The sequence below is a fragment of the Micromonospora sp. LOL_015 genome, assembly GCF_048060275.1.
In the GTDB taxonomy this organism is placed as follows: Bacteria; Actinomycetota; Actinomycetes; order Mycobacteriales; family Micromonosporaceae; genus Micromonospora_E.
On record NZ_JBHMIO010000001.1, the window covers coordinates 484,991 to 510,878 of the forward strand.

The 25,888-nt window shown below is 69.7% G+C and carries 25 protein-coding genes and 1 tRNA gene; 1 reads left to right on the forward strand and 25 read right to left on the reverse strand.

Annotation, left to right across the window (positions count from 1 at the left end; translation table 11 throughout):
* Positions 1 to 9: 9 nt before the first annotated feature.
* The 20 genes from ACFHWU_RS02100 to ACFHWU_RS02195 form a co-directional block, all read right to left on the reverse strand.
* Complete coding sequence (locus ACFHWU_RS02100) at positions 10 to 636, reverse strand: phage tail protein (RefSeq protein ID WP_416556335.1); 627 nt, start codon at positions 634 to 636, stop codon at positions 10 to 12.
* A complete protein-coding gene (locus ACFHWU_RS02105; protein WP_416556334.1) occupies positions 633 to 1,637 on the reverse strand; it encodes a hypothetical protein in 1,005 nt (334 codons plus the stop codon). Before ACFHWU_RS02105 ends, ACFHWU_RS02100 begins: the two co-directional genes overlap by 4 nt.
* Complete coding sequence (locus ACFHWU_RS02110) at positions 1,634 to 5,194, reverse strand: putative baseplate assembly protein (protein ID WP_416589669.1); 3,561 nt, start codon at positions 5,192 to 5,194, stop codon at positions 1,634 to 1,636. The genes ACFHWU_RS02105 and ACFHWU_RS02110 overlap by 4 nt, the downstream gene beginning before the upstream one ends.
* On the reverse strand, positions 5,191 to 5,592 hold the full coding sequence (locus ACFHWU_RS02115; protein ID WP_416556332.1) for a GPW/gp25 family protein: 402 nt from the start codon (positions 5,590 to 5,592) through the stop codon (positions 5,191 to 5,193). The genes ACFHWU_RS02110 and ACFHWU_RS02115 overlap by 4 nt, the downstream gene beginning before the upstream one ends.
* Positions 5,589 to 5,987, reverse strand: a complete 399-nt coding sequence (locus ACFHWU_RS02120; RefSeq protein WP_416556331.1) for a PAAR domain-containing protein — start codon at positions 5,985 to 5,987, stop codon at positions 5,589 to 5,591. The genes ACFHWU_RS02115 and ACFHWU_RS02120 overlap by 4 nt, the downstream gene beginning before the upstream one ends.
* 17 nt (positions 5,988 to 6,004) lie before the next feature.
* Entirely contained in the window at positions 6,005 to 6,649 is a 645-nt protein-coding gene (locus ACFHWU_RS02125; RefSeq protein ID WP_416589670.1) for a phage baseplate assembly protein V, read from the reverse strand.
* Entirely contained in the window at positions 6,646 to 7,701 is a 1,056-nt protein-coding gene (locus ACFHWU_RS02130; RefSeq protein WP_416589671.1) for a phage late control D family protein, read from the reverse strand. Before ACFHWU_RS02130 ends, ACFHWU_RS02125 begins: the two co-directional genes overlap by 4 nt.
* Positions 7,702 to 7,716: 15 nt before the next feature.
* Complete coding sequence (locus ACFHWU_RS02135; RefSeq protein WP_416556328.1) at positions 7,717 to 8,499, reverse strand: LysM peptidoglycan-binding domain-containing protein; 783 nt, start codon at positions 8,497 to 8,499, stop codon at positions 7,717 to 7,719.
* Complete coding sequence (locus ACFHWU_RS02140; RefSeq protein WP_416589672.1) at positions 8,496 to 9,836, reverse strand: hypothetical protein; 1,341 nt, start codon at positions 9,834 to 9,836, stop codon at positions 8,496 to 8,498. The genes ACFHWU_RS02135 and ACFHWU_RS02140 overlap by 4 nt, the downstream gene beginning before the upstream one ends.
* 13 nt (positions 9,837 to 9,849) lie before the next feature.
* The gene (locus ACFHWU_RS02145) at positions 9,850 to 10,392 is read right to left on the reverse strand and encodes a phage tail protein (RefSeq protein WP_416556326.1); all 543 of its coding nucleotides are present in this window, start codon (positions 10,390 to 10,392) and stop codon (positions 9,850 to 9,852) included.
* Entirely contained in the window at positions 10,389 to 10,562 is a 174-nt protein-coding gene (locus ACFHWU_RS02150; RefSeq protein ID WP_199757663.1) for a DUF6760 family protein, read from the reverse strand. The genes ACFHWU_RS02145 and ACFHWU_RS02150 overlap by 4 nt, the downstream gene beginning before the upstream one ends.
* The gene (locus ACFHWU_RS02155) at positions 10,559 to 10,945 is read right to left on the reverse strand and encodes a hypothetical protein (protein WP_199757664.1); all 387 of its coding nucleotides are present in this window, start codon (positions 10,943 to 10,945) and stop codon (positions 10,559 to 10,561) included. The genes ACFHWU_RS02150 and ACFHWU_RS02155 overlap by 4 nt, the downstream gene beginning before the upstream one ends.
* On the reverse strand, positions 10,936 to 11,373 hold the full coding sequence (locus tag ACFHWU_RS02160) for a phage tail protein (RefSeq protein ID WP_416567523.1): 438 nt from the start codon (positions 11,371 to 11,373) through the stop codon (positions 10,936 to 10,938). The genes ACFHWU_RS02155 and ACFHWU_RS02160 overlap by 10 nt, the downstream gene beginning before the upstream one ends.
* Before the next feature lie 81 nt (positions 11,374 to 11,454).
* Positions 11,455 to 12,615: a phage tail sheath family protein gene (locus ACFHWU_RS02165; protein ID WP_416556324.1), complete on the reverse strand. Its 1,161-nt coding sequence runs from the start codon at positions 12,613 to 12,615 to the stop codon at positions 11,455 to 11,457.
* Between the two features lie 19 nt (positions 12,616 to 12,634).
* Positions 12,635 to 13,861 (reverse strand): phage tail sheath family protein, encoded by a 1,227-nt coding sequence (locus ACFHWU_RS02170; RefSeq protein WP_416589673.1) that lies wholly within the window; start codon positions 13,859 to 13,861, stop codon positions 12,635 to 12,637.
* Positions 13,862 to 13,880: 19 nt separating this feature from the next.
* Positions 13,881 to 14,474: a DUF4255 domain-containing protein gene (locus ACFHWU_RS02175; protein ID WP_416589674.1), complete on the reverse strand. Its 594-nt coding sequence runs from the start codon at positions 14,472 to 14,474 to the stop codon at positions 13,881 to 13,883.
* A 198-nt stretch (positions 14,475 to 14,672) separates the two neighbouring features.
* A complete protein-coding gene (locus ACFHWU_RS02180) occupies positions 14,673 to 16,361 on the reverse strand; it encodes a DUF4157 domain-containing protein (protein WP_416589675.1) in 1,689 nt (562 codons plus the stop codon).
* 189 nt (positions 16,362 to 16,550) lie between these two features.
* Complete coding sequence (locus ACFHWU_RS02185) at positions 16,551 to 19,619, reverse strand: AAA family ATPase (RefSeq protein WP_416589676.1); 3,069 nt, start codon at positions 19,617 to 19,619, stop codon at positions 16,551 to 16,553.
* Between the two features lie 178 nt (positions 19,620 to 19,797).
* Positions 19,798 to 20,460, reverse strand: a complete 663-nt coding sequence (locus ACFHWU_RS02190) for a hypothetical protein (RefSeq protein WP_416589677.1) — start codon at positions 20,458 to 20,460, stop codon at positions 19,798 to 19,800.
* A 170-nt stretch (positions 20,461 to 20,630) separates the two neighbouring features.
* Complete coding sequence (locus ACFHWU_RS02195) at positions 20,631 to 20,813, reverse strand: hypothetical protein (RefSeq protein ID WP_416589678.1); 183 nt, start codon at positions 20,811 to 20,813, stop codon at positions 20,631 to 20,633.
* A 408-nt stretch (positions 20,814 to 21,221) separates the two neighbouring features.
* Here ACFHWU_RS02195 and ACFHWU_RS02200 point away from each other — a divergent pair, with 408 nt between their 5' ends.
* Entirely contained in the window at positions 21,222 to 21,542 is a 321-nt protein-coding gene (locus ACFHWU_RS02200) for a hypothetical protein (RefSeq protein ID WP_416589679.1), read from the forward strand.
* Positions 21,543 to 22,282: 740 nt separating this feature from the next.
* Here ACFHWU_RS02200 and ACFHWU_RS02205 read toward each other — a convergent pair.
* The 5 genes from ACFHWU_RS02205 to ACFHWU_RS02225 form a co-directional block, all read right to left on the reverse strand.
* Entirely contained in the window at positions 22,283 to 23,230 is a 948-nt protein-coding gene (locus tag ACFHWU_RS02205) for a UTRA domain-containing protein (RefSeq protein WP_416589680.1), read from the reverse strand.
* Positions 23,217 to 24,143 carry a DMT family transporter gene (locus tag ACFHWU_RS02210; protein ID WP_416589681.1) on the reverse strand — a complete coding sequence of 309 codons (927 nt, stop codon included), beginning with the start codon at positions 24,141 to 24,143 and terminating at the stop codon, positions 23,217 to 23,219. The genes ACFHWU_RS02205 and ACFHWU_RS02210 overlap by 14 nt, the downstream gene beginning before the upstream one ends.
* Before the next feature lie 11 nt (positions 24,144 to 24,154).
* Positions 24,155 to 24,937 carry a GntR family transcriptional regulator gene (locus ACFHWU_RS02215; RefSeq protein ID WP_416589682.1) on the reverse strand — a complete coding sequence of 261 codons (783 nt, stop codon included), beginning with the start codon at positions 24,935 to 24,937 and terminating at the stop codon, positions 24,155 to 24,157.
* Positions 24,938 to 25,185: 248 nt separating this feature from the next.
* Positions 25,186 to 25,257, reverse strand: a tRNA-Val gene (locus ACFHWU_RS02220).
* Between the two features lie 164 nt (positions 25,258 to 25,421).
* Complete coding sequence (locus ACFHWU_RS02225; protein WP_416589683.1) at positions 25,422 to 25,886, reverse strand: peroxiredoxin; 465 nt, start codon at positions 25,884 to 25,886, stop codon at positions 25,422 to 25,424.
* Positions 25,887 to 25,888 lie beyond the last annotated feature (2 nt).

Here is a 25,888-nt window from a genome sequence, read left to right on the forward strand (position 1 = left end):
CCTCCGGTTTCAGGTCGAGTCGCGCGTGCCGAGCAACGTGTTGCGGTTGAGGACGAGCCGCTCCGGCTTGCCGCCCTCGCGTTCCTTCAGCTCCTCGGATACCAGCCGCATCGTGGGCACCACGACCTTGAGCGCATAGAACGTGTGGGCCGGCTTCTCCCGGTCGATGATCGCCCGCGCGGTCTCCTGCACCCTGCGCAGCTCGTCGCGATCGGCGGCGCCCAGAGTCAGCTGGACCTGGAAGTAGTGGGCGGGAGTGTCGTAATCGTCGAGGATCACCACATCCTCCCGGGTCACCTGGTCGGCCAACGGCCGCAGGTAGATCTCCAGCATGCGGCGCAGCCCGGCCAGGGTCCCCCGCTGCCGGTACAGCGGCACGACCTCCCGGATGAAGCCACGCTTGGTGGCCGCGTCCCAGTCCGCGCGTAGGCTCAGCGCCACCCACCCGGCCAGCCACGGCAGGAAGTCCTCACCGGTGTGCACCGGGTCGATGTAGTCGGCGGACCGCTCAATGGTCTGTTCCAGGCCCTCGACGTCGTCGCGGCCGGTCAGGATCGCTTCGAAGGCCAGCAGGAAACGGCCGGCGAACGGGTCCTCCCGGAACATCGCCGGCAGGTGGTCGAGGTACCGACTCATGGCGTGCCCTCCCCACTCGGCAGGTGGGTGCGGCCGTACGTGTCGTAACCGACCAGGGCCAGCCGGGCCAGCCGGGGCAGCTGGTGCACATCCAACTCGATGCTGCCCGCCACACCGTCGACGCTGGCGGCGGCGACTCCGGCGGCGGCACCATTTGCGTTGACCGGGGTGAGCCGAACGTTCTCGATGTAGTCGAGCAGCGGTGACTGCTCGAGTACGGCGTACACCTCGGACGGGTGGATGCCCTGCCCGAAGGGCCAGCCGGTGCCGGCGGCACCGCCGGTGAGCGGGTCGTAGAACCGGTGCAGCCGGGCCTGTGCGTCGGCGAGGGCGTCGGCCGGCGGGGCGTCCTCGCGCAGCGCCAGGTCGGCCGAGACGCCGATGTCGACGTACTGCGGGCCGACGACATGGTGGCGTACGGTCAGCAGCCGACGCGGCTCGAGAAAGTCGTGCAGCTCGGTGGTCAGCGCGTCGGTGGGCACCGGATGGGTGTCGGTCGCCGCGCCCGGCTCAGGGACGACGATGACGCTGACGTGCGCCGGGGCGGGCGCGGCTGGATCGGCGGCAGCGAGGTTGCGGCCGGCGACGCACCGGACCCGTTGGACCGGGGCCAGCCCGGCGGCCTGCGACTGAGTTGGCCAGGTCCGACGGACCAGGTACTCGTAGTCGTCGGCGGTCGCGGCCCGGTAGCGCTCGTGCAGGTCGGCCACGGTCTGCCGGACGGCGTCGTCGAGCCCACCGGTGGCCGGTGGTGTCCACTCCGGGCCGTTGAGCAGCTGCAGGAAGTTGCGGGTGTGGCTCTGCGGGATCTGGTTGACCTGGTACAGCTGCATCTCGGTCAGCCAGGCCAGCATCTCGACCAGGACGATGCCGGGGTCGCTCGGGTTGTGGTCGGTCCACTCCGGCAGCAGGGCCGGGATCAGCGACCGCGCCTCGCCTACGAGGTCGTCGTAGTCGCGGTCGTCGAGATTCGGCAACGGAATCGGCACGGCGGTCCTCACGCTGGAAGGGTCACGGTGATCTGGTGCCGCCCGGAGTAGACCAGCGCCCGCGCCAGCCACCGGGTCAGGTCCGCGGCCACCGGCTCTGCCGCACCCTGCGCGAGCGAACGGTCCAGGACCGCCGCCAGCCGCTCACCGAGGGCTTCGGATTCGGCCACCTGCGCCACCGCGAGCTCGCGGACATGGTCGACTCCGTCGACGGCGGTGACCGCCGCGTACAGGTCCGAGCGGTGCGGCTTGCGGCCGAACGCCCAGCCGGTGCCGTCCGGTCCGCCGGTCAGCGGATGCAGGAAGCGGTCCAGGGTCTGCTCGACCCGCGCCCGGACCAGCCCGGCGGACTCAGGCGTGGTGGCCACCACCGTGGCGGTGACGGTCACCTCGATCCACTCCGGTCCGGCGACCCAGAGGCCGACGGTCGGCGCGCACCGGGCCCGCAGGTGCTGATCCACCTGGCGCAGCAACCCCAGGCTGGGCGCCGGTCGGGCGGCGGTGGAGACCGGAACCACGATGACCCCGACCCCGCCGACGTCGGCCTGCTGATGCTCACCGCCCGGCTGCTCGCCCGGATCGAGCCACAGGTTGAACGGGTCGAACCCGCTCGGCGGCACCGCCTGGGCCCGGGCCACCTCCGCCGAGGACTCGAACGCAAGGTCCACGAAGTCGTCGACCGTGACCGCCCGGTCACGGTGGCGCAGCGCCTTCGGTCCCCGGGCCCGCACCCGGTCCAGCGGCTCCCAGCCGGCACCGCCGGAAGCCGGCTCGTGGTTGGTCACCGAGTCCAGGTAGGGCACCGCAGATTTCAGGGTGACGACGGTGCCCGCCGGACGGTTTCCCTGCTCACCGCCGCCGGTGCGGTAGGTGATCCGGACGTTGTTCTGCCCGAGCGGCACCACCCGCCCCGCCTGGCCGTCGCCGAATCCGATCTCACCGGTGGCGGCGTCGATGGTGTAGTGCCGGTCGCCCGGCCCGGAACGGTGGAAGTCCGTGACCTCGTGCCAGCGTACCCAGGCCTGCTCAGCATCGTCGGTGACCGCGCCTGGGCCGTCGGCCGCGACGAGCGCGGCCTCCTCTGCCGGCGACGGCCGCTGCGGCTCGCGGACGACGAGCTGCTGGCCGGCCAGCACCGGCGTCTGCGCGGTGGTCAGCCGTTGGCCGGCCTCGGCGACGCCCGATCCGAGGATCTCCTCGGTGCTGGTCGTCGTCTGCGTCGCCCAGGTCGTGTTGGGTGCGACCCGGCGCAGCCGGGGCGGGGTCGCGAAGCTGCCGCGCCGGTGCCGTAGGCGCAGCCAGCGCCGATGCTGACCGAAACGTTCCCGGGCGGTCAGGTCCGGCGGACCGACGAAGCGGACCACGCCACGGTCGCCCAGCGTCCCGGTCTCGTCGATCGCGGCCAATGGCCGCCAGCCGTCGACGCCGCTGTACTCCCACACCAGGTCGGCCCGGTCGGTCAGGTCGGCCCCGGCGAGCCGGTCGGCGGCCACCTCCTCCGGCGCCGGTGGCTCGACCTGGAGGTAGAGCGTGACCGGGCGGTTGCCGAACGGCTGGTCGAAGCCGAGGTAGAGGGCGGGCTCGCGGCTCGGATTGGGGACGAACGGGGTGACCTCCCACGGCTCGTCGCCGTCGCGGTGGTGGGTGACGAGGCGGAAGTCGTTCTCGGTCACGCAGGCCTGTGCCGGGACCGCGGCGGCGAGACCAGCGCGGGACCGCCACGACAACGTGGTGACGACCGGCGGCGCGAAGGTCGCGTCGACCAGTTCGTAGCCGCCGTCGTCGTTGCGCGTGTAGTGGGCCGCAGCCCCGTAGTCGCCACCGATCAGCCGGACCCGCACCCAGTACTCCTCGACCCCGTTGACCCCGGTGGGCGCGAAGCCGACCGGCGGGGTGAGCGTCACGGTGGCGCTGTCGGTGAAGGCGTACTCCGGATCGTCGACGGTCACCGAACGCCAGGCCGCGCCGTCCCAGGCCTCCCAGACGAGCCGTGGGTGACCCTCGGTGCGTACCGGCGGCACCGCAGGGCCGGCCGGGTCGTCCGGGCCCGGCGGGTCGGCCGGCCCGTTGGTCAGCGTCACCTCGACGACGAGCTCCGCGCCCGGCCAGACCAGGTTCGCCGGGCAGGCCAGGTAGCAGGTGTCGTTGAACCGGGGCTGCTCGCCGAAGGGACGGAAGTCCTTGGTCACGTCGATCGGGCTGGTGTTGCTGACGGCTCGCGGCAGCGCCACCGGATCCGGTTCCGTCTGCATCGATACGTCGATGGCGGTGATGACGGGCAGCTCCCAGTCATAGCCGACGGTCACCGCCGCCAGCTGGGGCAGGGTGGCGTACGTCGCACCGTCGTCGACGATCTCGGCCCGCAGCCAGTGGCCGGACCGTCCCTGGAACAGCTCGGCCGGCCACTCGGCCGGCATTCGGAAGCTGATGTCGCCGGCGCGGGTCAGCGCCTGCGTACCGTCGCGCAGCCTGGCGGGAGTGTCGAATCCGGACGCCACCTGCGCCGTGCTGGACTGGCCCAGCGGCTGCCATTCGTCGCCGACCTTGTACGACCACACCACCTGCACCCTGGTGTCCGGGACGGCCGTTGCCGGTCGGGCGAGGGTGACGGTCAGTCGGACGACGGCACCGGGAAGAGCCGTCGCCGTCGGGACGCTGAGGTAGCACCGCCTGACCTGGCTGCTCTCACCGAACGGGAAGACCCCCGCGACGTCAACCTGCGGGGTGCGCTGACCGGCCGCGACGGCGTCGAGGGCCAGCCCGGGGACCGGGTGGGGCAGCGGCATGTCGAGCTGTGCGCGTAACCATCCGGCGGTGGTGCCGTTCACGTCGTACGCGGGCAGGGGCGGCAGGCCGGCGAGGGTCACCACCAACGCGGTGTCCGTCAGCACCGTGTCGGCATCGACCGGCTGCCACCGGGCGCCGTCCCAGTACGCCCAGGAAATCGGCCAACCGCCGAGCATCGTGACGTCCGTGGTGGTCAACCGCACGGCGACGGTCTTGGTCCCCTCGGTGACGAGGACCGGGTCGCAGGCCAGGTAGAACCGGTGCGGCACCTGCTGGTCACCGGTGAAGGCGGCGAACGACTCGTCGCGCTGGCCGGTACCCGCGGCGCTGCGGTCGGCGTAACTGTCCCGCAGCGCGTCGTCCACGAGCACGGCCTGCAGCTGGGCCGGGGTGACCACCAGGTCGGTCGCGGTCTCGAAGACGACCTCGTCGTCCTCGCCGTCGCGCGGGGTGGCCGCGACCTGGGTGCCGGCCGGGACCACCGCTTCGGTGCGGCCGCCCGGGGCCAGGGCGAAGGTGAGCGGTACGCGGGCCGGTCGCGGCGACACCGGCCGGGTCCCGATCAGGTTGAGGAACGCGAGGTAGTCGCGTTCGGGCACCTGGTTCAGCCGCTGCACCACCAACTCGGCGTAGCGGGCGAAGATGCCGATCAGTGCCTGGCCGGCGTCGGGTCGCCCGTCGGCGGGTGGCCGCCAGTCGCTGTACCGGGTCACCAGCGCGGTGGTCTGCGCGGCGAGCGCTGCCCGGTCGCGGGGATCGATGGGTGGGGGCTGTCCGGTCATGTCAGGTAGAAGGGGTAGACGAGGTTGAACCGGCTGTTGGTCGAGCGCACCTGGTAGTTGATCTCGATGAGCAGGCGGCGCCGGTCGGCGGGGTCAGGTGCGGCGTAGACGTCCAGCACGTCGATCCGGGGTTCCCAGCGGGCCAGTGCCTCGCGCACCGACCGGCTGACCCGACCGGCGGTGCCGATGTCGTTGACGTCGAACACGATGTCGTGGATGCCGCAGCCGAATTCCGGCCGCATCACCCGCTCGCCGGGTGCGGTGCCGAGGATGAGTCCGATCGATTGGCGGATCAGTGCCGCGCCGTCGTCGCTGAGCCGGATGCCCTGCGCCGGCTCGTGGCCGACCGGGAACGCCCAACCGGTGCCGAGGAAGCCGTGTTTCACCGTGCCGGTCACCCGATCGTCACCGTGCCCGTGGCCAGCACCGTGCCGCTCGGCAGGTCCTTCGGATCGTTGCAGGTCGAGGCCAGGTCACCGGACCTGATCGCCGGCTTTCCGTTGATCTTCACTGTCGCGCTGCCGCCTTCGAGGGTGGCCGTGTTCGACGGCTGCTTCTGGAACGACGTGCCGGGCGCGGTGGGTACGTGTGCCGGGGTGTTCTCGGCGGTGGAGCCGGCCACCGCCGCCGGCTTACCCATGATCTTGACGTCGGCGCTCAGCCCGCCGTTGATGATCCCGGTGAAGGGATGCGGCAACGGTGTCGGTGTCGGCGCGGGTGCCCCGGGCACCATGACGATGTGGATGTCGGTCGCGTTGACCCGGTCACCCTGCTTCGCCGCGAACTGCCCCATGAGAACTCACCCCCCATTCAGTTGATGTTGACTTGACTGCCCTTGATGTCCAACTGTCCACTGGACTTGACCGCGAGCGCGGACTTCGCCTCGACCTTGACGTCGGCCGTGGAGGTGATCTCGACGCCGGCACCGGCCAGCCGCAGCCGCCCGCCGGCGGAGATCACCACGTCCGCGTCCGCGGTGACGGTGATCTGGTTGTCCTTCGTACTGATCACGATGCTGTTCCTGCCGCTGCCGTCGACGATCTCGATCCGCTCGTCCTGCTTGGTGTCGATCAGCCGGATCACGTGCTTGCTGCGGGAGACCATCACCCGTACGTCGTTGCGGCCGTCGGCGTTGGTGACCGGTGGGGCATCCTTGCCGTTCCACAACGCACCGACGACGTAGGGGACCTCCGGATTGCCGTGTTCGAAGGCGACCAGCACCTCGTCGCCGACCTCCGGTAGGAAGTAGCAGCCACGGCCGGGGCCGGCCATCGGCGAGGCCACCCGCGCCCAGTCGGTCTCGACATCGTCGGCCAGCCAGGGCAGCGCCACCTTGACCCGGGCCAGACCGTCCGGGTCGTTGTTGTTGGTGACGATGCCGATCACCACCCCGTGGTACCGCCCGTCCGGGTGGGCCGGCTCGCCACCCGCCAACTGGTGGTAGACGTCCGTCACGCCGCGTTCCTCCGTACTTCGAAGCTGGACCGGTAGCCGGCCGCTGCGGTCACCGAGTGTTCGACGGAGACGACGTAGTACTCACCGCTGAAGGTCTCACCCGCTCCCTCGATCCGCACCACCTCGCCGGCGTGCAGGCGAGGCTGCCCGCCGCACTCGGCCTCGCCGGTGATGTAGCTCAACGCCAGGTCGTTGAACTGTCCCCGGGCAAGCTGGTCGGCACGGTCCTGGTTCGGCACCGGCAGGTCCGCCCTGGTCGATCTGGTTCGGCCGAAGACCCGGCCGACCTCGCGGGGTCCGGTGACAGCACCCATCGCCGTGGACTCGGATCCGGAGCCGAACGTGGCGACGACGGCCTTCTTGGCGGCCACGTCCCAGCCCCGTACGGAGTGTTCGGCAGCCTGGCCCATGGTCCGCAGCCGGGGGGTGAACTGGGAGATGTCGTCGCCGACGCGCAGCTTCGCCGCCGGCACCCGGCCGTGCTGCGGCGGCCGGAAGGACAGCACCTTGTCCCGTACGTGAATCTCGTACCCGAGAAGCCCCGCCCGCCGCTGCAGGAACTCCAGATCGGTCTGGTTGTTCTGCAGTACGTAGTCGAGGTCGGTGCGGGTGTCGGGTACGTCGGCGCGCAGACCCGCTTCCTTGGCCAACTGCCGAGCGATGGTGCTGTCCCTGGTGCGGGTGAAGGTCCTGGTCCGCTGCCGGCGGGCCAACCGGTGTCGCAGGTCGTAGCCGCGGATGGTCAGCGTCGGCGGCCGGCCTTCCGCGAACGACGGCTCCAGGCTGGTGATCTCCCCGGTGATCACCAGGTGCAGGTCCTTCACGTACCCGAGCGAGATCCGCACCTCGGTGCCGACCGCGAACAGCGTGGAGTCCGACCAGGTGACCGCGAGCCGCTCCGCGTCCCAGTTCTTCAACGTGACGGAGAACATGCTCAGCGCGTTCAGGTCCTCCAGCACGGTCACCGACTCCACGTCCTTGTGGGCGTTCGGCGGCAGGCGCCGGCCGCCACACCGGATCTCGAAGTCCGGCCCCGACTCGGCGGTTTCCATCGTCTGACCCTCCGCTCAGCTCAGCCGCGGTATGGTCAGGACCGTGCCGGGACGCAGGTCACGGGGGTTGACGATGCCGTTGGCCGAGGCGATGTGCCGCCACAGCCGCGGATCCCGGTACTCGGCGGCGGCGATGCTGTGCAGCGTGTCGTTGCGCCGCACCACCCACGTCTTGTGCACGTCGGAGGAGTGCAGCTCACGCTCCTTGAGCTGGGCGTCGGTGAGCGACTCCACGAAGCTGCAGGAAACCGTCGCCCGCACCGGCGTGCCGTCGGGCAGGAACATGGTGAACCGTTCACTGATCTGGGTGAGCACGCCGGTGAAGATGTCGGCGAAGGCCCCCCAGGACAGGGTGCACAGCGGTGGCCGGTGCAGTTCCTTGTCGAACTCGGCCAGCCGGGCCACCCGGCTGGTCAACGCGGTGACGTCGGTCGCGTCGCCGGTCTGGAACGGATTGGGAGGCGTCACCAGCGAGGTGGCCCGGGCCCACATGGACGCCTCCGCCCTCGACTCGTAGGTGTCGAAGAACAGCTCGAGCGACAACGTCGCGGGCTGCATGGCCGCGAACTCCTGCTGCAACCCGCTCCACGTCCAGGCGCTGCCCTTGCCTGCGCTCTCGTGCGCGTGCCAGTTGACCGACCGCGACCGGATGATCTCGTGCGGGTTGAACAGCGCCTCGATCGGGCCGTTGCGATCGAAGTCCGTGCCGTCGTGGGCGATGGTCAGTTTCTGCAACCCACCACCGCCCGGGCCGAACCCGAGCGCGGCGTTGGCCAGACCCGCCTTGTTGAGACTCACCGCCGCACCCCCCGACGCTCGGCCTCGACCGACAGTCGGCGCATGATCCGGCCGTGTACCTGCTCGGTGACCTGCCCGACGTCGACCTGCGGGGCCGGCTGAACGGGCGGCTGCGGCACACCCCGGTCGGCCCGGGGCGGCACGGACCCTGAACTGCCGGGCAGGGTGCCGGCGCCGTCGCGCGAGCCGAATCCACGGCCGCCATGGCCGGTCGCACCGTACCCGGGGCCACCGGAAGCCGCTGGCACCGGGCCCGCGACGGCCGGGTGGTACGGCACGCCGGCCGCCGACGGTACGCCGACGGCGCCGGGTACCGACCGGACCTGCGGGCCGGCCGCCGACGGTGCGGCCAGCGGAAGCTGCGGCGCCGGTCGGGCCGCCGGCTGCCGCGCGGTGACCACCTGGGCCGGCGGTACGGCGGGCGGGCGCTGCCCGACGGCGGACGGCACACCGGCGGCGGGCCGACTGGCGTGATCTGCCGTCGGTGGGGTGCGGAAGGTCAGGTGGGATCCGCTGGCCATCCGGCCAGGGACGCCGATCAGCCCGGTCCAGTCGGCGGAGCCGGCCACCGTCGGACCCGCGGCAGTGGGAGTCCACGACCCGGCGGCGGCACCGGGAGCACCCGTCGGCACCGCCGGCCTGGTGGGCGACGGCCTGGTGGGCGACGGCCTGGTGGACGACGGCCTGGTGGACGACGGCCTGGTGGACGACGGCCTGGTGGACGACGGGCCAACGGACGCCGGCGCTTCGGCCGGGCGGGCCGGCAGTGGCGCGGAACCCTGATCGGTGGGTGCGGCCACCTTGCGTTGAATGGTCAGCGGTCGGCCGGCACCCGGCCGGGGCGTCACCGGCGGCACGGCCGGGCCGGCGATCCCGGGACCGGTGGCGGTCCACACCGGGCTCAGCTCGGCGGCCGGGCGGGCCGGACGCGCCGACACCACCGGGCCGGACGAGGCGGCCGGCGATCCGCCGGCCGGGTCGGCCGCCGGGCGGCGGGCCGCCGCGACCGGCCCGGGGTGCGCCGGGGCAGGTGGCCCGGCGTTCGCCGGGGCGGCGGGCGGGCTGGTCGGCAGAGCACCGACCGGGGCAGGGCTTCCGGCGGACGGTGGCGGTACCGGTTGCGCGTACACGATGGGTGTCGTCGGCCCGGCGTGCTGCTGGGTGGCCAGGTTGACGTAGCGCGAAGCGACCTCGGCCAGCGGCAGACCCGCCGGCATGGTGTGGTGGCGGGTGAGCGCGGACCGGGCCTGGCCCAGGTCGATCAGGCCGGGTCGCCGGGCCGGCCGGGACAGCCGGTGGACCAGCGCCGGGTCGAAGGTCGTGTCGTCGTCGTTCATCCGAGGCTCCCGGTCAGCCGACCATGCCGGCCACGCCGTGCGCCAGCGCGGCGGCCTGGCCCAGCAGCGGCTTGGTCAGACCCTCGTGCACCAGCTCCAGCGACTCGAAGCCGACGTCGTCGCCACTCGCGCTGAACGTCGGGCCGGTCCAGCGCACCGGCAACGCGTTGCGGAAGTTCCACCACATCACCGGGATCTGCCGGCGGTCGAGCAGCACGATCGTGCCGCTGCGGCGTTGGATGACGCCCCGGGTGGTGTTGTCGTACCAGCCCCACAGACCGCTGAGCGGGCTCAGCCCCTGCCGCAGCACCAGGTGCGCGGGAGTGGCCGCGCCGGGCAGCTGGTGAACGAAGCTGTTGACCCCGCCCTCCCGGTAGGACTCCATTTCGATCTGGCTCTCCAGGCCGCTGACCTCGTTGAACCCGGCCAGCAGCAGGCCCTCGATCTCCACCGCGAAGTTGAAGGTCTGGAACGGGTCCGGCAGCCGCAGGCCGGTCCAGTTGCCCACGGCGGCAGGTGCCCAGCTGAGCCCGAGCGGAATCCCGGTCGACATCATCTCCGTGCCCCTCCCTGTTCGTTGAGTCGCTCGTTGATCCGCGCGACCTCCGCGACCCAGCGCTGCCGTTCCCGGTGGTCCAGCTGCATGATCTCGTGATAGGGCCAGTGAAAGTGATAGGCCAGGTACGCTACTTCCTCGTGCAGCCGGTCCGGGGAGTAGCGCGTCATCCCCCCAGGCTGGGCGGCTCCACTTCGAACGATCCGCTGCAGTGTGGGCAGTCGACCTGCAGCCGGGCGTGCCCGTTGAGGTTGATCCGCTGGTAGAAGTCCTGCAGGTAGGCGAGATCGGCGGAGTAGAGGTTCTCGACCACGTTGGTGTTGATGTACTCCAGCCCGCCCAGCCGGGTGATCACCCGGGCCAGCAGGATGATCACCAGGTAGCCCGGGTTCGACCGTACCCGGGGATCCTTGATCGGCTCGATCTCGTCGAGCGCGGTGGCCATCCGCATGGTTCCCTCGCGGTGCACCGTGCCGTCCGGCGCGACCAGCCCGTGCGGCAGGGTGAACGGGAACTCGGTACGGCGGGCCTCGGCGACGCCGGTCAGCTCCACTGGTCGACCTCGATGCGTTCACAGGCGAGGATGAGCTGCTCCACGGCGATCTCGTCGCTGGTAGCGCTGAGGCTGGGCCCGCTCCACGACCTGGGCCAGCAGTCGAACAGGTTCCAGGTCACCTTCGGGTTGCCCTGCTGGTCGAGCAGGGTGATCGACACGTTGTGCCGTTCCACGGTGCCCTTCATCACCTTCTGCCGCCACTCCCACAGCTTGCTGTCGCTGGTGAGGCCACGGCTGAGCGTGATGTCACCGTAACTGTTCAGCCCGGGGATCTTGCGTGGCGCCAGGTTCCGGTCCGTACCCTCCCGGTACTCGGCGGCGTTCTGGCTGGTCTCCAGCCCGGAAGCCTCCCGGAATCCGGCCCGGGTAATGCCGTCGAGCTCCACCGCGAAGTTGTACCCGAAGTAGGGGTCGAGTCTGTCCACAACCGCACCTCACTGTCTGTCCGCACCGAACTTGTTGTCCGCACCGACTGTTGTCCGCGTCGAACTTGTTGTCCGCACCGGTCACGCCACGCCGACCGTCACCCCGCTCGCGCCGTGGATAACGCGGACGGTGACGAACTCGGCTGGCGCGGTCGGTGCCACTCCGATGTGTGTCACTACCACCCCGGCCTCGATGACCGCAGGTGGGTTCGTCTCGTGGTCGCACTTGACGTAGAACGCCTCGGCGGGCGTGCGGCCCTGCAGGGCACCGCGCTGGAACAGCCCGTCAAGGTACGCGGTGAGTTCCCGCATGATCCGCACCCACAGCCGGACGTCGTTCGGCTCGTGGACCAGACCGGTCATGAACCGTTCGATCCACCGGCCGATCGTGCTCACCAGGCGACGGGCGGTCACGTCCCGCCAGGCGGGGTCGGCACCGAGGGTACGCGCGCCCCAGACCCGTACGCCCCGGCCGGGCAACGCCCGCAGACAGTTGACCCGCTGCCCGTACAACGTGCCGACCTCTGCCGCGGTGAGCTGCACCTGCAGGTCGACGACGCCCTCGACCACGGTGTTGGCCGGCGCCTTGTGGACGCCGACCCGCTGGTCGGCGGTGGAGTACACGCCGGCGACATGACCGGACGGGGGCAGGTGACGCAGCCGTCCGTCGGCACCGGACGCGCCAAGCCAGGGGTAGTACAGCGCACCGAACGCACCGTCCGGCGCGGTCAACGCCGCGCACTGCTCGGCGACCTTCGTCGGATCGACGGCCGGGACGCCGTCGAGCAGCGCGAACCGGTCACCGCGCTGCCGGCAGTGCCGCAGCATCGCCTGCTGCGCCTTGACGACCGGGTCGATATCCTTGTCGACCGGCCACGGTGCTGCGGTGACAATGTCGGGGGCGCAGACCAGGTCGACGTCGTCCAGGTCGTCCAACATCGCCAGCCCCGCCTGCACCGCCTCGACGGACGACAGCGCCCTGGGCAGTCGGACCACGTGACACAGCGTCCCGCCGTTGTCGAAGAACCCGCGGACCGCGTCGGCCAGGAAACCTTCCGGGGCGTCACCGGAGGTCGCAGTGCCGAAGATCGCCTCGAACTGCGGCCACAGGGTCAGCCGCTGCGGGGTGTACGGGCCGGCGGCGGCCCGACCGAGGAAGGCGGGCACCCCGGTGAGCTGGGTCGGTGGTGGCGGCGGGAACACATCCTGCCGGTGCACACCGGGTGTCAGCTGCTGGGTCACGGTCTCGTCCGGCCGTCCACTACTGGACCCCGCCGGCCCACTGGCTGATCCGGAACACCACGAACTCGGCCGGACGCACCATCGCCACCCCGATCTCGACCACCAGCTGGCCGGCGTCGCGGACCGCGGCCGGGTTGACGGTCTCGTCACAGCGTACGTAGAACGCCTGCTCCGGGGTGTTGCCCAGCAACGCACCGGAGGCCCACACCGTGGTCAGGAAGGCGCCGACGTTGCGCCGGATCTTCGACCACAGCTCCGGCGCGTTCGGCTCGAAGACCACCCACTGGGTGCCCTCGTCGATGGACTCGCGCAGGAAGTTGAACAGCCGCCGGGAGGAGATGTAGCGCCACTCGGCCTGCTCCTTGCCGGCGAGGGTACGGGCACCCCAGATCGTGATGTTGCCGCCGAACTTGCGGATCACGTTGATGTCGTCCGGGTTGAGCCCAGCCTGCTGCTGCTTGCTGACCAGCGCCTCGACGCCCAGCGCGCCCCGGATCACCTCGTTGGCCGGTGCCTTGTGCACGCCGCGCTCGGCGTCCACCCGGGCGTACACCCCGGCGATGTGCCCGCTCGGCGGCTGGTACACCTTGTTGCCGTCGGCGTCGGTGGCGCCCACGTCGATCCACGGGTAGTAGATCGCGCCGTAGCTGCTGTCCCGGACGTCGCCCTGGATCGCTGCCTTGGTCAACGTGGTGGTCTGCCGACCGTCGAGGATCGCGAACCGGTCCTGCAGGTACTGGTTCTCGCAGTGGTCGAGCAGCGCGGTCTGCACCGCGTCGCTCACCGCGCCGGGAATCGCGACCAGGGCGATCTCGTCGATCGCAGCGAACGTCGCCAACGCGTCGATCAGGTCGCTGTCCGGGGATCCGGTGGCGGCATCGTCGTCAGCGTCGTCGTCGGCGGCGGCGACCCGGGTGATCCAGCAGCGGCCGCCACCGTTGTTGAAGAAGCCGTACACGGCGTGGGCGAGGGTGTGGTTGCCGGGTTGGATGTCGCCGAAGAGGTTCTTGAACGTCTCCCAGCCGTCGACCAGCTGGGCCTCGCCGGCCGGCGCCACCACGTGGAAGTCCGCCGGTACGGGTTCGCCTTCCGCCGTCACGCCGGCGCGACCGGGCAGCAGCGGCATCGTGACGTCGTCGGTGACGACGCCGACGAAGCCGGCGGTGCTGGTTCCCACACCGGCGATCGGCTTGATCGCCGAGGGGACCTCCTCGACGTACACGCCCGGCGCTAGATACTGCGGCATCTGTGGGTACTCCCCCTCGTCAGGACTCGTGGCCCACGCCCTGGCCGACCCGGACGACCGTCCCGGTCACCTCGGGCCCGACCGGCGTGGATTCGAACACGTCGACGCTGAGCGTGACGCTGTAGTGCAGAACCGCCTTGGGCCGACCGCCCATGGCCTGCCAGAACTCGCCGATGCCCTGCAGTTGGCTCTCGGCGGTGACCATCGCGCGCAATGGCGGCTGCTGGCCGGCCAGGTCGCCCCGCAGGTAGTCGGCGGGAATCTCCCGGTGACGCAGCAGCACCCGCAGTACGTCGCCGAGCAATCGGTGCTCGTCCTGCGCCGGATTGGGCGCGCTCTCGTTGGGCCACGCGGTGACCAGATAGGAGCAGTCGACCCGGGCCGGCACCCGCCGGCGGGTGATCATCCCGGACTCCTGCCGGGTGTTCTCCCACTGGTTGGTCCGCAGCTCGTGGTTCTCCCGGACGTCGTAGAGGAAGAAGGCGATCGCGGGCAGGGTAACGCCGGAGGGCGGGAACTGGTCGTCCGGCGTAGCGAAGCTGACGGTGATCCCGGGCAACGCCAGCTCGCCCTGCACGAGAGCGGCGAGTGACGCGTCCAGATCATGAAACACAGCCCTGTCCCGCCCCCAATTGCGTCCTTCGCGCCGGTCGACAGGTTTACCGGACGGGCGTCCCACGGGCGTCTGCGCCGGCGTCTACCGAACCGCCTTGGATGATCCTGGCCGACGAGACAAGAGGCCTTGGCCTGGCAATCCGCACGCTAATGTGATGTGCACCACATGCACTTCAGGCCGTCCCGACCGCCACAGTCACGAGATGAACAGCCCTCTGAAGATCTCTCCTGCCTTGGTGACCTCCCCCGGCGCGTACCCCTGTCTGGCCCGCAGGCTGTTGCGGACCCGGACCGCCATGTCCGCCCACTCGTTGGGCTGGTAAGTGTGCGAGTAGGCGTGCCCCTCGGTCTGGGCGAACCGCCGGTTCTCGACGACCACACCGGTCCCCCGCTTGGCACCCCGACCGACGCGAGGAGTGACCAGCTCGACAGCGTTCGCACCACTGTTGGCGGAGGTGTCGAAGACTTTGTCACCCGTTCCAGCGAGGACCTCCTGGACCCACATGCCGCACATCAAGTCCAGGGCGACACCGGCCAACGGCTCCTGCATGTTTGGAAAGACTGGTTGCACATATCCGCGCCCGGCACGCCGCAGCAGTTCGTCGACGAGCTCGTCGTTGCCAAAGAGCCCTTCAAGCTCGGGATGCGAATGGACAATCTGATCTCTGACCGTGGAAAGTCTCGTCTTGTAGAAGAAGATGCCGGCATGGTTCTTGTGCAACCTGGCCCAATGGGGCACTTTACCGATGATCAAGTAGTTGATGATGAGGGCGAACAGTCCACGCGCCTCGGCGAGCGCCGCGTCGCTGTAGTCTTCATCGATGTTGTCTCGAATCCATTGAACGATATCACCAGCCCGGGTGTTGGCCAGACCCAGGGCAACCTTGGAATGCCTCACCTTGCTCTGCGCCGTCCCGGGGGCCGTCGGCTGCGCACTCCGGTCGGCGAATTCGTCGCCGACCTGGGTGATCGACAGGCCGTAGGTCGCCTGCACGTGCGCGTGCGCACCCGTCAGTGTGCCCGCCGGGGCGGTGGATCCGTTCGGGTATCCGACGAAGTTCACGCCGGCCGGGTTTGCGGTCATGCCGGGGAGACCGTCCAGCGGCACGTTCGTGTTCGGCGTGAGCGCCCGGTTCTCGATGTGCGTCGCCACCTGCACGAGCCGGTTCATGACGCCGCGTACCGTGCTCTCGGAATCCTTGAACTCATCCATCGGTCCAGTCACGAGCTCAAGGATCGGAGCCGGCTGGCCGGCGCCACGAAGCGCATCCGGCACGACGGTGGTGTCCAGGCCCGCGGAATGGTCGACATGCGCCTCGAAACGCCTGCCGCGAGCAACCGCTGTGGCGTTCGCCCTGGGCGTGCTCTCCACCCCGCCCTGCCGGCTGAACAACGGCACATGATGGAGCTCCAGCTCGAACCCGAACTTGCGCTGCGCGACAGCCGGCCCCGCCGTGGGCGTCGCCCCGGTGGCGCACGGCCCGGCAGCTCCCTGCTGGACGGTGTGCGTCAACTCGTGCCCCAGCAGCGCATCACCCCGCGCGCTGCCCGGCCGGTACTCGCTGCGGCGCACGAACACGTCGGCGCCGACGGTGAAGGCCCGCGACCCGAGCGAATCGTTCAGCCGGTCCGACTCGGCACCGACGTGCACCCGGACCCCACTGAAGTCCGCCCCCGACACCCGCTCCATCCGCTCCCGCACACCGCCCGGCACCGCCCGCCCACCGCTGCCCCGGGCCCGGTCCACCGCCCGCGCGAGGTCAGCACTCGCCGCGCCACCGGTCGGCGCGGGCACCCGACGGATCGCCTCCGGGGCACGCTGCACGGACGACCCGAACGCCAGCTCGGAGATCCGGTCCGCCTCCCGCTCGTACGGGTCGTCCACCGGCCCGACGTTCAGTTTCGTCTGAAGGATCGCCCGCGCACCGCGATTGCCGTACCGCCGCTGCAACGTGTCGCGAGGCAGGGCGGCTCGACGCGGAGCCGGCGCGGACCCGGATGCCACCACCGGGGTCCGGTGGGCCACACCGCTGTCATGCTGTGCCGATTGCACGTCGAAACCTCCACAGTCTCGTCAGGAGCGCCGATCAGCGGCGACCTGCCCGCTCGCCGAGTCGGCGCCGAATTCCCCCGCCGACAGGATCTTGCCCATCTTTTGATACTCACGTCTGGTCGCGTGAAGCAGATGCGCCATGGTCACCATGCCACCGTCGGCGGCGGCGAGGAAGGCGCCGGCGAGGGCGATGTTGCGGATGTTCCCGCCGGGCAGATCGACCTGCCGCGCCAACAGGTCGAGATCGACCGCCGGGTCCAGCGGTGCCTGCTCGGGCCAGACCTGCGCCCAGATGCGGCGGCGGTCCGCCTCATCGGGGACCGGGAAGTCGATGGTGGCGTGCAGCCGGCGGGTGAACGCGTCGTCGAGGTTCTTCCGCAGGTTCGTCGCCAGGATCACCACTCCCTCGTGCTGCTCCATCCGCTGCAGCAGGTAGCTGACCTCCAGGTTGGCGTACCGGTCGTGCGCGTCGCGGACCTGGGAACGCTTACCGAACATCGCGTCGGCCTCGTCGAAGAAAAGCACCGCGTTGCTGGTGGCGGCCTCGGCGAAGATCCGGGACAGGTTCTTCTCGGTCTCGCCGATGTACTTGCTCACCACCGTCGACAGGTCGATCCGGTACAGATCCAGGCCGAGTTCGTGGGCCAGCACGTCGGCGGCCATCGTCTTGCCGGTGCCGGACGGACCTGCGAACAGCACCGCCAGGCCGCGCCCGTTGGCCAGCTTGCGCTCGAACTCCCAGGACTCGTAGACCAGCGACCGGTAGCGGAGCTGGTTGGCAATCTCCCACAACTGTTCCATCCGGTCGGCGGGCAGCACGATGTCCGACCAGCCGTAGTGCGGCGTGATCCGCTGCGCCAGGTCGGCCAGCTTGCGGTTTGACTGCAGGCGGCACGCCGCGTACAGGTCGTCCTGGGTGATCCCGGGAGCCTCGGGTGTCCGGGCGTACGCCAGGTTGTGAGCGGTCGCCGCGGCGTCGCGGATCTGGCCACCGGTGAGCCGGAACTTGCCGGCGACGGCGGCCAGGTCCAGCGTGCCCTGGTCCGCCTCGGCGAGCGCGCCGCCCCAGATGCGCAGCCGCTCGGGGTAGCCGGGCGAGGGAAACTCCAGCCGGGCGAAGGTCAGGCCCGCCGGCAGGTCGGCCGGCTCCCACGAGGTGTCACCGGCCAGAAACGCCGGAGCAGGGTACGCTGCCAGGGCGGACAGCAGCAGCGACAACCGCGGTCGGGCCTGCTCGACGAGCAGGGAGTCGACGTCCGCCCAGCACATCACCGCGCCCTGCAGCCGGGCCTCCCGCTCGACCAGGCCGACCAGCGTGGCGAACTCGTCGAACGGGCGGTCGGCCAGCAGATCGGCCGACACCACCAGCAACGGCGCGTACCAGTGGCGCGCGCACGCCGCCGCGACGCTGCGCCGGCCGACACCGTAGTCCCCCTGGCAGTAGACCACCAGGTCGTCGCCGGCGTGCTCGCTCAGCCTGGCCAGTGTCTTCCCGAACTCCGCCGGGAAGTGCAGATCATCGAGGGTCAGGGTCGGCGCGACGATCCGGGCGTACGGCTGAAGCTGCTCGGCGAGGTCGTCGTCTTCCAGCAGGAACCCGACGACCCGTGGGTCCAACCGGAGGTTGTTACCCAGCAGTGAGTGCACCGGTGCGGTCGGGTCCTCTGTCGACGTGACGAGCCGATGCCGGAGCAACGGTGCCGACGGCGCGAACCGGGCTCGCGCGGCCATCCGCGACTGACGGTCCGCGCACAACATCGTGAGAACGAGATCGACCGTCGGCAGCCGGCGGGTCAGATCGTCGTGCAGGTAGCCGTACAGCCGCTCGTAGCTCCGGTCGATCTCGGGCGCGAGGCAGGCCACGATCACTTCGACGTCGAACGGGGCGAGGTCGAACATTCCGGCCAGCGTGACCAGCCGCAGACCCACACCGCCCCGCAGGCTCTGTGCCACCCGCTCGCCGATCTCGTGGGACAACTTGTCCAGCTCGGCGGCGGTCCTCGGGTCGTCGTCGCCCGGCGGCGCCCAGTCGGGTACACCGTCCAGCAACGCGTCGGCTTCGGCCTCGGAGACATAGAAGGTGGAGAGCTCGCCGCCGGGCCGGGGCCGAGCCTTCCGGACCCGCCTGACCTGCCTACCCAGCACCAGGTCGAGCCGGGAGAGTTCGGCCAGCAGGTGTTCCGTCGAGTTGGCGTACCCCGCACCGTCCATGGATCCCAGCACCTCGTCCCGGTTGTCCCCGACCGGTACATCATTGCCGCCGGAAGCGGCCGGCGCGATCGTGGATACGCCGACAGTCAGCACCGGTCGGCCGCTCCCCGGTCGGATGTCCGCCGCCCGGTCGGCCCGGATCTGCTGGTAGAGGACCGTGGTGTCCACCGACGGGCGCACCCCGAACTCCTGGTCCACCACCGACGTACACAGCTCGTACTGCCGGAGCGCGGCGATCCGGTCGCCGGCGGCGTAGTGCAGCCGCATCAGCTGCCGGTGGGTCCGCTCGCGCGCCGCGTCGTGGCGCAGCACGGTCTGGCCGAGGCCCACGCCCTTGGCGTAGAGACCACGGGCCTCGCAGTAGCCCATGAGCTGTTCCTGCATCGACAGGTAGGTGTCGCGTAGCCGGTCCCGTTCGGAACCACACCAGTCGTGGTACCAGGTGGCGAGGAGGTCTCCACGGTAGAGATCCAGCGCGTGCTCGACCGCATGCGCCTGGTCGTCGGAGAGCGCTTCGCCGGGCACGTCGCGGACCGCCGCGTAGCTCTCCTCGAACGCGTCCACGTCCAGCCAACAGGACGCCTCCGGGTTGATCCGCACCCAGCCGGGGTCGATGACGACGAGTTCGCTCGCCGGGCGCTGGTCGTTCGGCTGGTCCTGCATGCTCGTGTTGAGCCGCCACAGTGCCTGGCGCAGGTACTTGCGGGCAACGCCGGGCTCGGCCCCCGGCCACAGCAGTTCCGAGATGGATTCGCGGGCGTGTGTCCGGTTCCGATGAATCAGCAGGTAGCCGAACAGCTCGAGCGCCTTGCCCGGCGGCGCACTGAGCGGTTGGCCACGCCGGAGGATCGAGACATCGTCAAAGAGTCTCACCTGCACGACGTGTCTCCTTCGTACCGCAACGGCCCGGCCGGCCACCGCCGGCGCGGCGCGGACGCGGGCGCCGCTCGCCGCCTCGTCGCCGCACGTGGTCCCCGGCTCCGGTGCCAATCAGGACATACAGACACCACGCTACTCCACGGTGCTTTGACTGGTCATCGCGACTGTCGGAGACCTGCTACTCGGCCGCAGCGACCGTACCGACCAATCCTGCCTCTGCCACGCTCTGTGATCCGTCCTGGGAGGAGGTCGCCGTCGAGACCGGGTGCAGCAACTCCGGCAGTCCGTACTCCGCAAGCTCGGCACACAGCTCGGCCACCATCGGCACCGCGTCGCGCAAACGCCGTGGCGCGCCGACCTCGTCGACAATCCGTGCGTACGCCTCCGGAAGGGTGGCGAGCCGCCGGTCGGGCAACCCCAGCGCGAGCAGGTCGTCGACGTCGTCGGCCAGGTCGAGCTGCACTCCGGCGTAGCGCGGCAGGACGTCCCGCCACCGGTCCAGGCTCCGCTCGCGCTGCGTCACCACCCGCAGCGTCTCCCCCCCGTCCGCCATCAGCATCCAACCGGCGGCGGTATCGGTCGCCAGCAGCGGCGGCGCCGCGTCGGGCCGGCGGGCGGCGATCCGCTGCACGACGCCGGCCTCGTGTCGCAGCGAATCGGCGTTGGCCTTGAACCAGACATCGCCGCGGTCCGTCGGGACGCGCAGCACCGTCGACCATGGATAAACATGCGGCTGTACGGCCGGACCGGTCCGCCGCACACCAAGCTCGTCAAGCCGGCCGTCGATCCAGTCCCGCACCTGGTCCAGCCACTCCGGGTCGCGCCAACGTCTGTCGTCCACGGCCGCGATGCTATTGAGCCCCGCCGCCGGGCGACACCGGTTTCTGTTCCAGCGCGATCCCCCAGGGGATTTTGATCGCGCAAGCGGATCACGATGAAGACGTGTCGCTTTCACAGCGGCGGCGTCCGGCAGACGGCCGGAGCCTGGCCTCGACACCCATCCGACGATCGCTACCGCCGAACCAGGGCGAACCATCCCAACGCGGTGAAGACGACGAGCAGCGCCACCACGAACAGTGCGGTTCCGAGCCAATGCGGCATCGGGACAAGGAACGGGACCTGCTGGATGAGCAGACCCGCGCCGATCAACGCCTGGCACCCACCGTTGCGGATCGGATGGGACCGTTGGCTCACCGTCGGTCGAACGAAGCGAAGCCTAGACAGGGGCGATCGACGCGTCACCGCGGTATGGACACCGAGTACGACCAGAAGGAGACCATAGACAGTCATCACCAAGCGGGCAGCCGCCAACAGGGGGTCGGCGTCACTCAGGCTCATCCGGCAATCATTCAGCCACTCTCAACGCCGCAAGTCAGTCCGGCGCACAGAGGGCCGCTCCGCCGCCGCTGGTCGGGATGGGTGGGCGCGGCAGGTTTCGAACCCGGACCCCAGCTCGCAAGAAGATCATGGATGGCTGGCCAGGAGCTTCCGCCCGGTTCAGCCCGTCCGTGACCGTCGGCCCACGCCCGCCCCGGCCGGATGCCTTGACTGTACGAATGGCTGTACGGTGGCGGCGCTGCTGCGGCGACCGGAGGGTGTTCAGTGGCGACCGTCAAGCGGGGGAGCCGGCCGATCATCGTCGACGGTTGCCGGTACCGCTGGACGGTTCGCCGGAAGCCGACCTACAGCCAAGCCCTGGCATGGGCGCCGCTGACGTTCGCGGTCGAACGGATCAATCCGCCCGGGTGCGCGGTCCTCGTCGTACGGGTGGCGTCCGCCCATCCCGGCAATTGGGTCCACGCCGAGGCGATGCCGGTCCGCCCCTTGATGGTCGCTGCAGCCATCCGCCAGGCGCTCGTACGCGGCTGGCAGCCGGACCGACCCGACTCGCCGTTCGTACTCGGCATGGACTTGACCCTATGACTGTGAGCAGTACTTGCGTTCGGTCGAACCAGGCCCATTGAGGCTGCATCCGGCGTCCAGGTCGACTCGTCTGTCCCACCCAGATCAGTAGGCTGATCAAGGCGCTGAGCTGCGCAGACTTCCCGTCGTCGACGGTTCTTCATGGTCAACTTTGGTTGTCATCTGACACCCTGGAGACGCCCTGATCTTGGACGGTCCGGGCGGGTGCCGACGGTGGCCGGGACGCAGCCAGCGCGGGGTACAGACCCGGCGCGATCGGTGTCGGTGGCAAGCCAGTGCGGGTTGTGGACTGGCGCGGCAGCCGGAAGCCCGACCACGACGGCGGCCAACCCCGCCGGCTTCCGGACCGCCCTGCCGACGTCGGCGGTGCCGACAGGAAGAAACTCGAATCTGGTACCCAAAGCTGATCACCACAGCCTCGCCTTGAGGAGGCAGCCGCCCGTGACAGGATGGCGTATCCTGTGGGACGCAGGGCTGCCCTGTACTCGATTCCCGAACCCTCTGGGACGGCTGGTGCCTACCGGTAGCGGGAAGCTTTTCAAGATCGCAAAGGCCACGGCACTCGCCCTGATGTTCATGACGCTGCTGGTGGTCGCTGCGGCCTCGGAAGGAGTTGGAGCGATGATATGCAACCTGTTCGTTAGCATCGCTTTCGGCCTCGCAACCGGGACTCGGGTAGAGGGCAGCCCCGCCTACTGCGGGTAGGTCAGCCACGCATGTGAGACTTGTCGCGCCGGCGGTCAGGCAGCGACCTTCGCTACGTACTGAACTGCCATGGCGTCGGAACGCATGATGTAGCGGGTCGCTTCGAACGGGAAGCCGTCGGAGTCGTAGGAGGCGTGCAGCAGCACGATGACGGGTACGCCGGGCGGGAGGTTCAGCGTCTCTGCCTCGCCGCGGGTCGGGAATCGGGTGGTGACCTGTTCTCTGATCCGTGCTGTCCGGTAGCCGAGTCTTTCGAGGGCAGCGAAGGTCCCGCCTGAACTTAAGTCAAGCTCGGTCGCGAGGGTTGACGTTCCAACTACGCACGTCGGCAGGTAGGTGTGGCCGAGTTGGACAGGTTCGCCGTCGGCAAGGTACCTGTTCTCTCGAAGAACGACGGCGTCGCCCAGGTCCAGAGAGAGCAGGGCGGCTACGTCACTTGGTGGCTGCTGTCGTGACACGGCTCGGCATTCCACACGGGGTGCGCGTCCCTGCATGGTTGCCTCGACAGCGAACGGTGTCAGGTGCTGTTGCCGTACGGAGGAGTTCGCGTATCGGACTGGTCCGAGGCGCATGAGCGGTGGTCGGCTACGGACGAAGACGTCGTAGAGCATCGTCGCGACTTGTGCCCATTGGGATGCGCTGACGGGCGCTGTTCGGCCCGCCTGCGCGGACCACGTCGAGCGCATTCGCCACGCTTCGACGTCGCGGTCCGGGCAGTCCACGGTCGCTGCGGATCGGGACCGGGATTCGGGTTCCTGGTCGTCGGGACCGGTGTTCACGAGTCGCGTGAGCTGACCTTCGGCGTTGAGGCAGGCGTCCAGCGCTTTGGCGAGGTGCAGGCTGGGCGGTTTCTTGCCGTTCTCGACCTCACACAGGTACGAACGCGAAAAGTACGCCTTCTTTGCCAGATCACGGAACGACATCCCGTGTTCCTGTCGAAGTCTGCGCATCAGTCGGACGAAGTCCGGGTCAACGACGACCATTCCGGTTCCTTCCGAGTGGCAGGGAATCAGAGACCTTGCTCCGTTGAGGTCGGCGCTGCACCAGCGCGACGCCCGCCAGGACCAGGAGCATGCCGAGGACCATGGATGCTGTCACCTGCTCGTTGACGACCACGAAGCCGAGGACCACAGCGACGACCGGCAGCAGGTACGTGACCGTGGAGGCCAGGGTAGGGCCGTCGTCGGTGATGAGCCGGTAGTTGAGCACGTAGGCGACCCCGGTGCCGAGGACACCCAGGATCAGCAGGCTGACAACCGCGTCGAAGCGAAGATCTGGCACGGTCAGTCTGCCGAGGGGCAGGGCCAGGATCATCAGGATCGTTCCGGCAGTGAGCTGCGCGGCGGACAGCATGATCGGCGGGATTCCCCGGTTGGTGAGGAACTTGCTCATGTAGACGTAGGAGATCCCGTAGCTGGCGGACGCCGCCAGGATCGCCAGCCCTCCCCAACTGGCCAATTCGCTTGCCGACTCCCACGGCGTGAAGATGACCATCGCGCCGACGAAGCCGAGGGTCAGTCCCGCTCCCCGCGACCACGTTGCCGTGCGGTCAGTTCCGACGGCGAAGGCGATCAGTGCCGTCCACAGGGGCGTGGTGGCGTTGAGGACCCCGGCGACACCGGAGTCAACGGTTTGCTCACCGATCCCAAACAGGGTGTACGGGATCGCGTTGGCGACCAACGCCGCGACGAACAGATGCCCCCACGTCGACCGGTCGACCGGAAACCGCAGCCCTCGGTGCAGGGCCACGGGGATGAGGACCAGCGCACCGAGGGCCAAGCGGACAAGGACGATCTGCACCGGAGTGAAGCCCCGTAGCGCCAGCTTGATCCAGAGGAATCCTGACCCCCAGAGCAACGCGAGCATCGCCAGCCGAACGAGACTGCCTCGACTCATCAGGCGGCCCGTCAGTCCTCTACGGGCATGTCGTAGTCCAGCCCGTTCAGGTCACCGCGCATCACGAACCTGGTGACCTCGAACGGCTTGTGCTGCTCGTCGAAGCTGGTGTGCAACACCTCGATGACCGGTACGCCGGGCGGCATGCCCAACTCCGTCGACTCGTCGTGGTACGGCATCCGGGCCGAAATCTCTTCCCGGATGCGAGTGACTTGGTAACCGAGTTCTTCGAACCTGGCGTAGATGCTACCCTCGCCGAGGGTCCGCTCAGTCGCCAGTGGCGACCCGTCGGCGACGTCAACGGGGATGTAGGTCACGCCGACCTGGACCGGCTCGTCATCGGCGAAGTACCAATTCTCGCGCCGGATGACGGTTGCGGTGTTCGCGTCGACGCCGAGGCGTTCGGCGACATCCGGCGGTGGCTGGTCGCGGGTGACCGACCGGCATTCGGTCCTGGGAACGCGGCCCTGTTTCGTGACCTCGATGCGGAACGGCGACAGTCCCGTTTCGTTGCGGAGCTGGCGAGAGTAGCGGTTGGCTCCGAGGCGCATCAGGGGCGGGTTGGAGCGGACGTAGACGCCGCGCCCGTGCTGCGCGACGACCAGGCCCTCCCCTTGCAGAATGCTGATCGCTTCCCTGGCGGTGTTGCGTGCTGTGCCGTACCGGGCGGCCAGATCCCGCTCAGATGGCAGCTTGTCTCCGGGTGCCAACTCCCCCGCCTGGATGCTCAGGCGCAGGTCATCGGCTATGCGTCGGCTGGGCGGTCGCTTGTCTGTGCTGGTCGGCTCGTCCATGACTGCCCGCCTGTTCCTGGGGGTCAACAGCACGCTCCACGTTACCCCCGGCTGGCTCAAGCCAGTAGCTGGCGACCGTTCGCTATGCGCTCGAAACTGGCTCAAGCCAGCAGGCAGCTTGAGTCGGCCGCTCTCATTCTGCGACTTAGGAGCACAAGCGTCCACTAGCGACCATCGTCGCGGGCGAGGAAGGGAGACGACGCAGGGCACCGGGCATCCGGTGCCCTGTTCGCGTGCTGGTCAGAGGGTGGGCGCGGCAGGTTTCGAACCTGCGACCCCTCGCTTGTAAGGCGAGTGCTCTCCCACTGAGCTACGCGCCCGGGCATTATCAGAACCGCCGACCCGGCGGCGGCCAGTTTACCCTGCTGCCGCCGGACCCGCGCGGGGGCGGTGTTCCCGGCGTTCGACCGCGTGACCGGCGAGCGGACCGTCCCGCCCTGCGGGCCCGCCGGACGGTAGCGGGTCCCGCAAGGTCGGACGCTGGTCAGTCGGCCAGGTCGGCCAGCGCCTTGCGCCACACGGCCTGGTCACGGGCCTGACCCGGCCCGTTCATCTCGGCGAAGCGGACCACGCCGGTCTTGTCGATCAGGAACGTGCCCCGGTTGGCGATCCCGGCGGCGTCGTTGAACACCCCGTACGCCTGGGCGACCGCGCCGTGCGGCCAGAAGTCGGCGAGCAGCGGGAACTGGAAACCTTCCTGCTCCGCCCAGATCTTGTGGGTGTAGACGGAGTCCACGCTGACGGTGAGCGTCTGCACGTCGTCGTTGACGTAGGCGTCGATGTTGTCCCGGACCTCCTGCAGCTCGCCCTGGCAGGTGCCGGTGAACGCGAGCGGGTAGAAGATCAGCAGGACCGCCTGCCGACCCCGGAAGTCGGCCAGCCGCACCTCCTGGTTGTTCTGGTTCTTGAGGGTGAAATCCGGTGCCGGCGTGCCGACCTCGACGGGCATGT

Excerpts from the sequence above, each read along its gene's own strand:
- ACFHWU_RS02100 (WP_416556335.1), bottom strand. The coding sequence starts at position 636 with ATGAGTCGGTACCTCGACCACCTGCCGGCGATGTTCCGGGAGGACCCG.
- ACFHWU_RS02110 (WP_416589669.1), bottom strand. The coding sequence starts at position 5,194 with ATGACCGGACAGCCCCCACCCATCGATCCCCGCGACCGGGCAGCGCTC.
- ACFHWU_RS02120 (WP_416556331.1), bottom strand. The coding sequence starts at position 5,987 with ATGGGGCAGTTCGCGGCGAAGCAGGGTGACCGGGTCAACGCGACCGAC.
- ACFHWU_RS02130 (WP_416589671.1), bottom strand. The coding sequence starts at position 7,701 with ATGGAAACCGCCGAGTCGGGGCCGGACTTCGAGATCCGGTGTGGCGGC.
- ACFHWU_RS02140 (WP_416589672.1), bottom strand. The coding sequence starts at position 9,836 with ATGAACGACGACGACACGACCTTCGACCCGGCGCTGGTCCACCGGCTG.
- ACFHWU_RS02145 (WP_416556326.1), bottom strand. The coding sequence starts at position 10,392 with ATGATGTCGACCGGGATTCCGCTCGGGCTCAGCTGGGCACCTGCCGCC.
- ACFHWU_RS02150 (WP_199757663.1), bottom strand. The coding sequence starts at position 10,562 with ATGACGCGCTACTCCCCGGACCGGCTGCACGAGGAAGTAGCGTACCTG.
- ACFHWU_RS02170 (WP_416589673.1), bottom strand. The coding sequence starts at position 13,861 with ATGCCGCAGTATCTAGCGCCGGGCGTGTACGTCGAGGAGGTCCCCTCG.
- ACFHWU_RS02205 (WP_416589680.1), bottom strand. The coding sequence starts at position 23,230 with ATGGTCGTCGTTGACCCGGACTTCGTCCGACTGATGCGCAGACTTCGA.
- ACFHWU_RS02210 (WP_416589681.1), bottom strand. The coding sequence starts at position 24,143 with ATGAGTCGAGGCAGTCTCGTTCGGCTGGCGATGCTCGCGTTGCTCTGG.
- ACFHWU_RS02215 (WP_416589682.1), bottom strand. The coding sequence starts at position 24,937 with ATGGACGAGCCGACCAGCACAGACAAGCGACCGCCCAGCCGACGCATA.
- ACFHWU_RS02225 (WP_416589683.1), bottom strand. The coding sequence starts at position 25,886 with ATGCCCGTCGAGGTCGGCACGCCGGCACCGGATTTCACCCTCAAGAAC.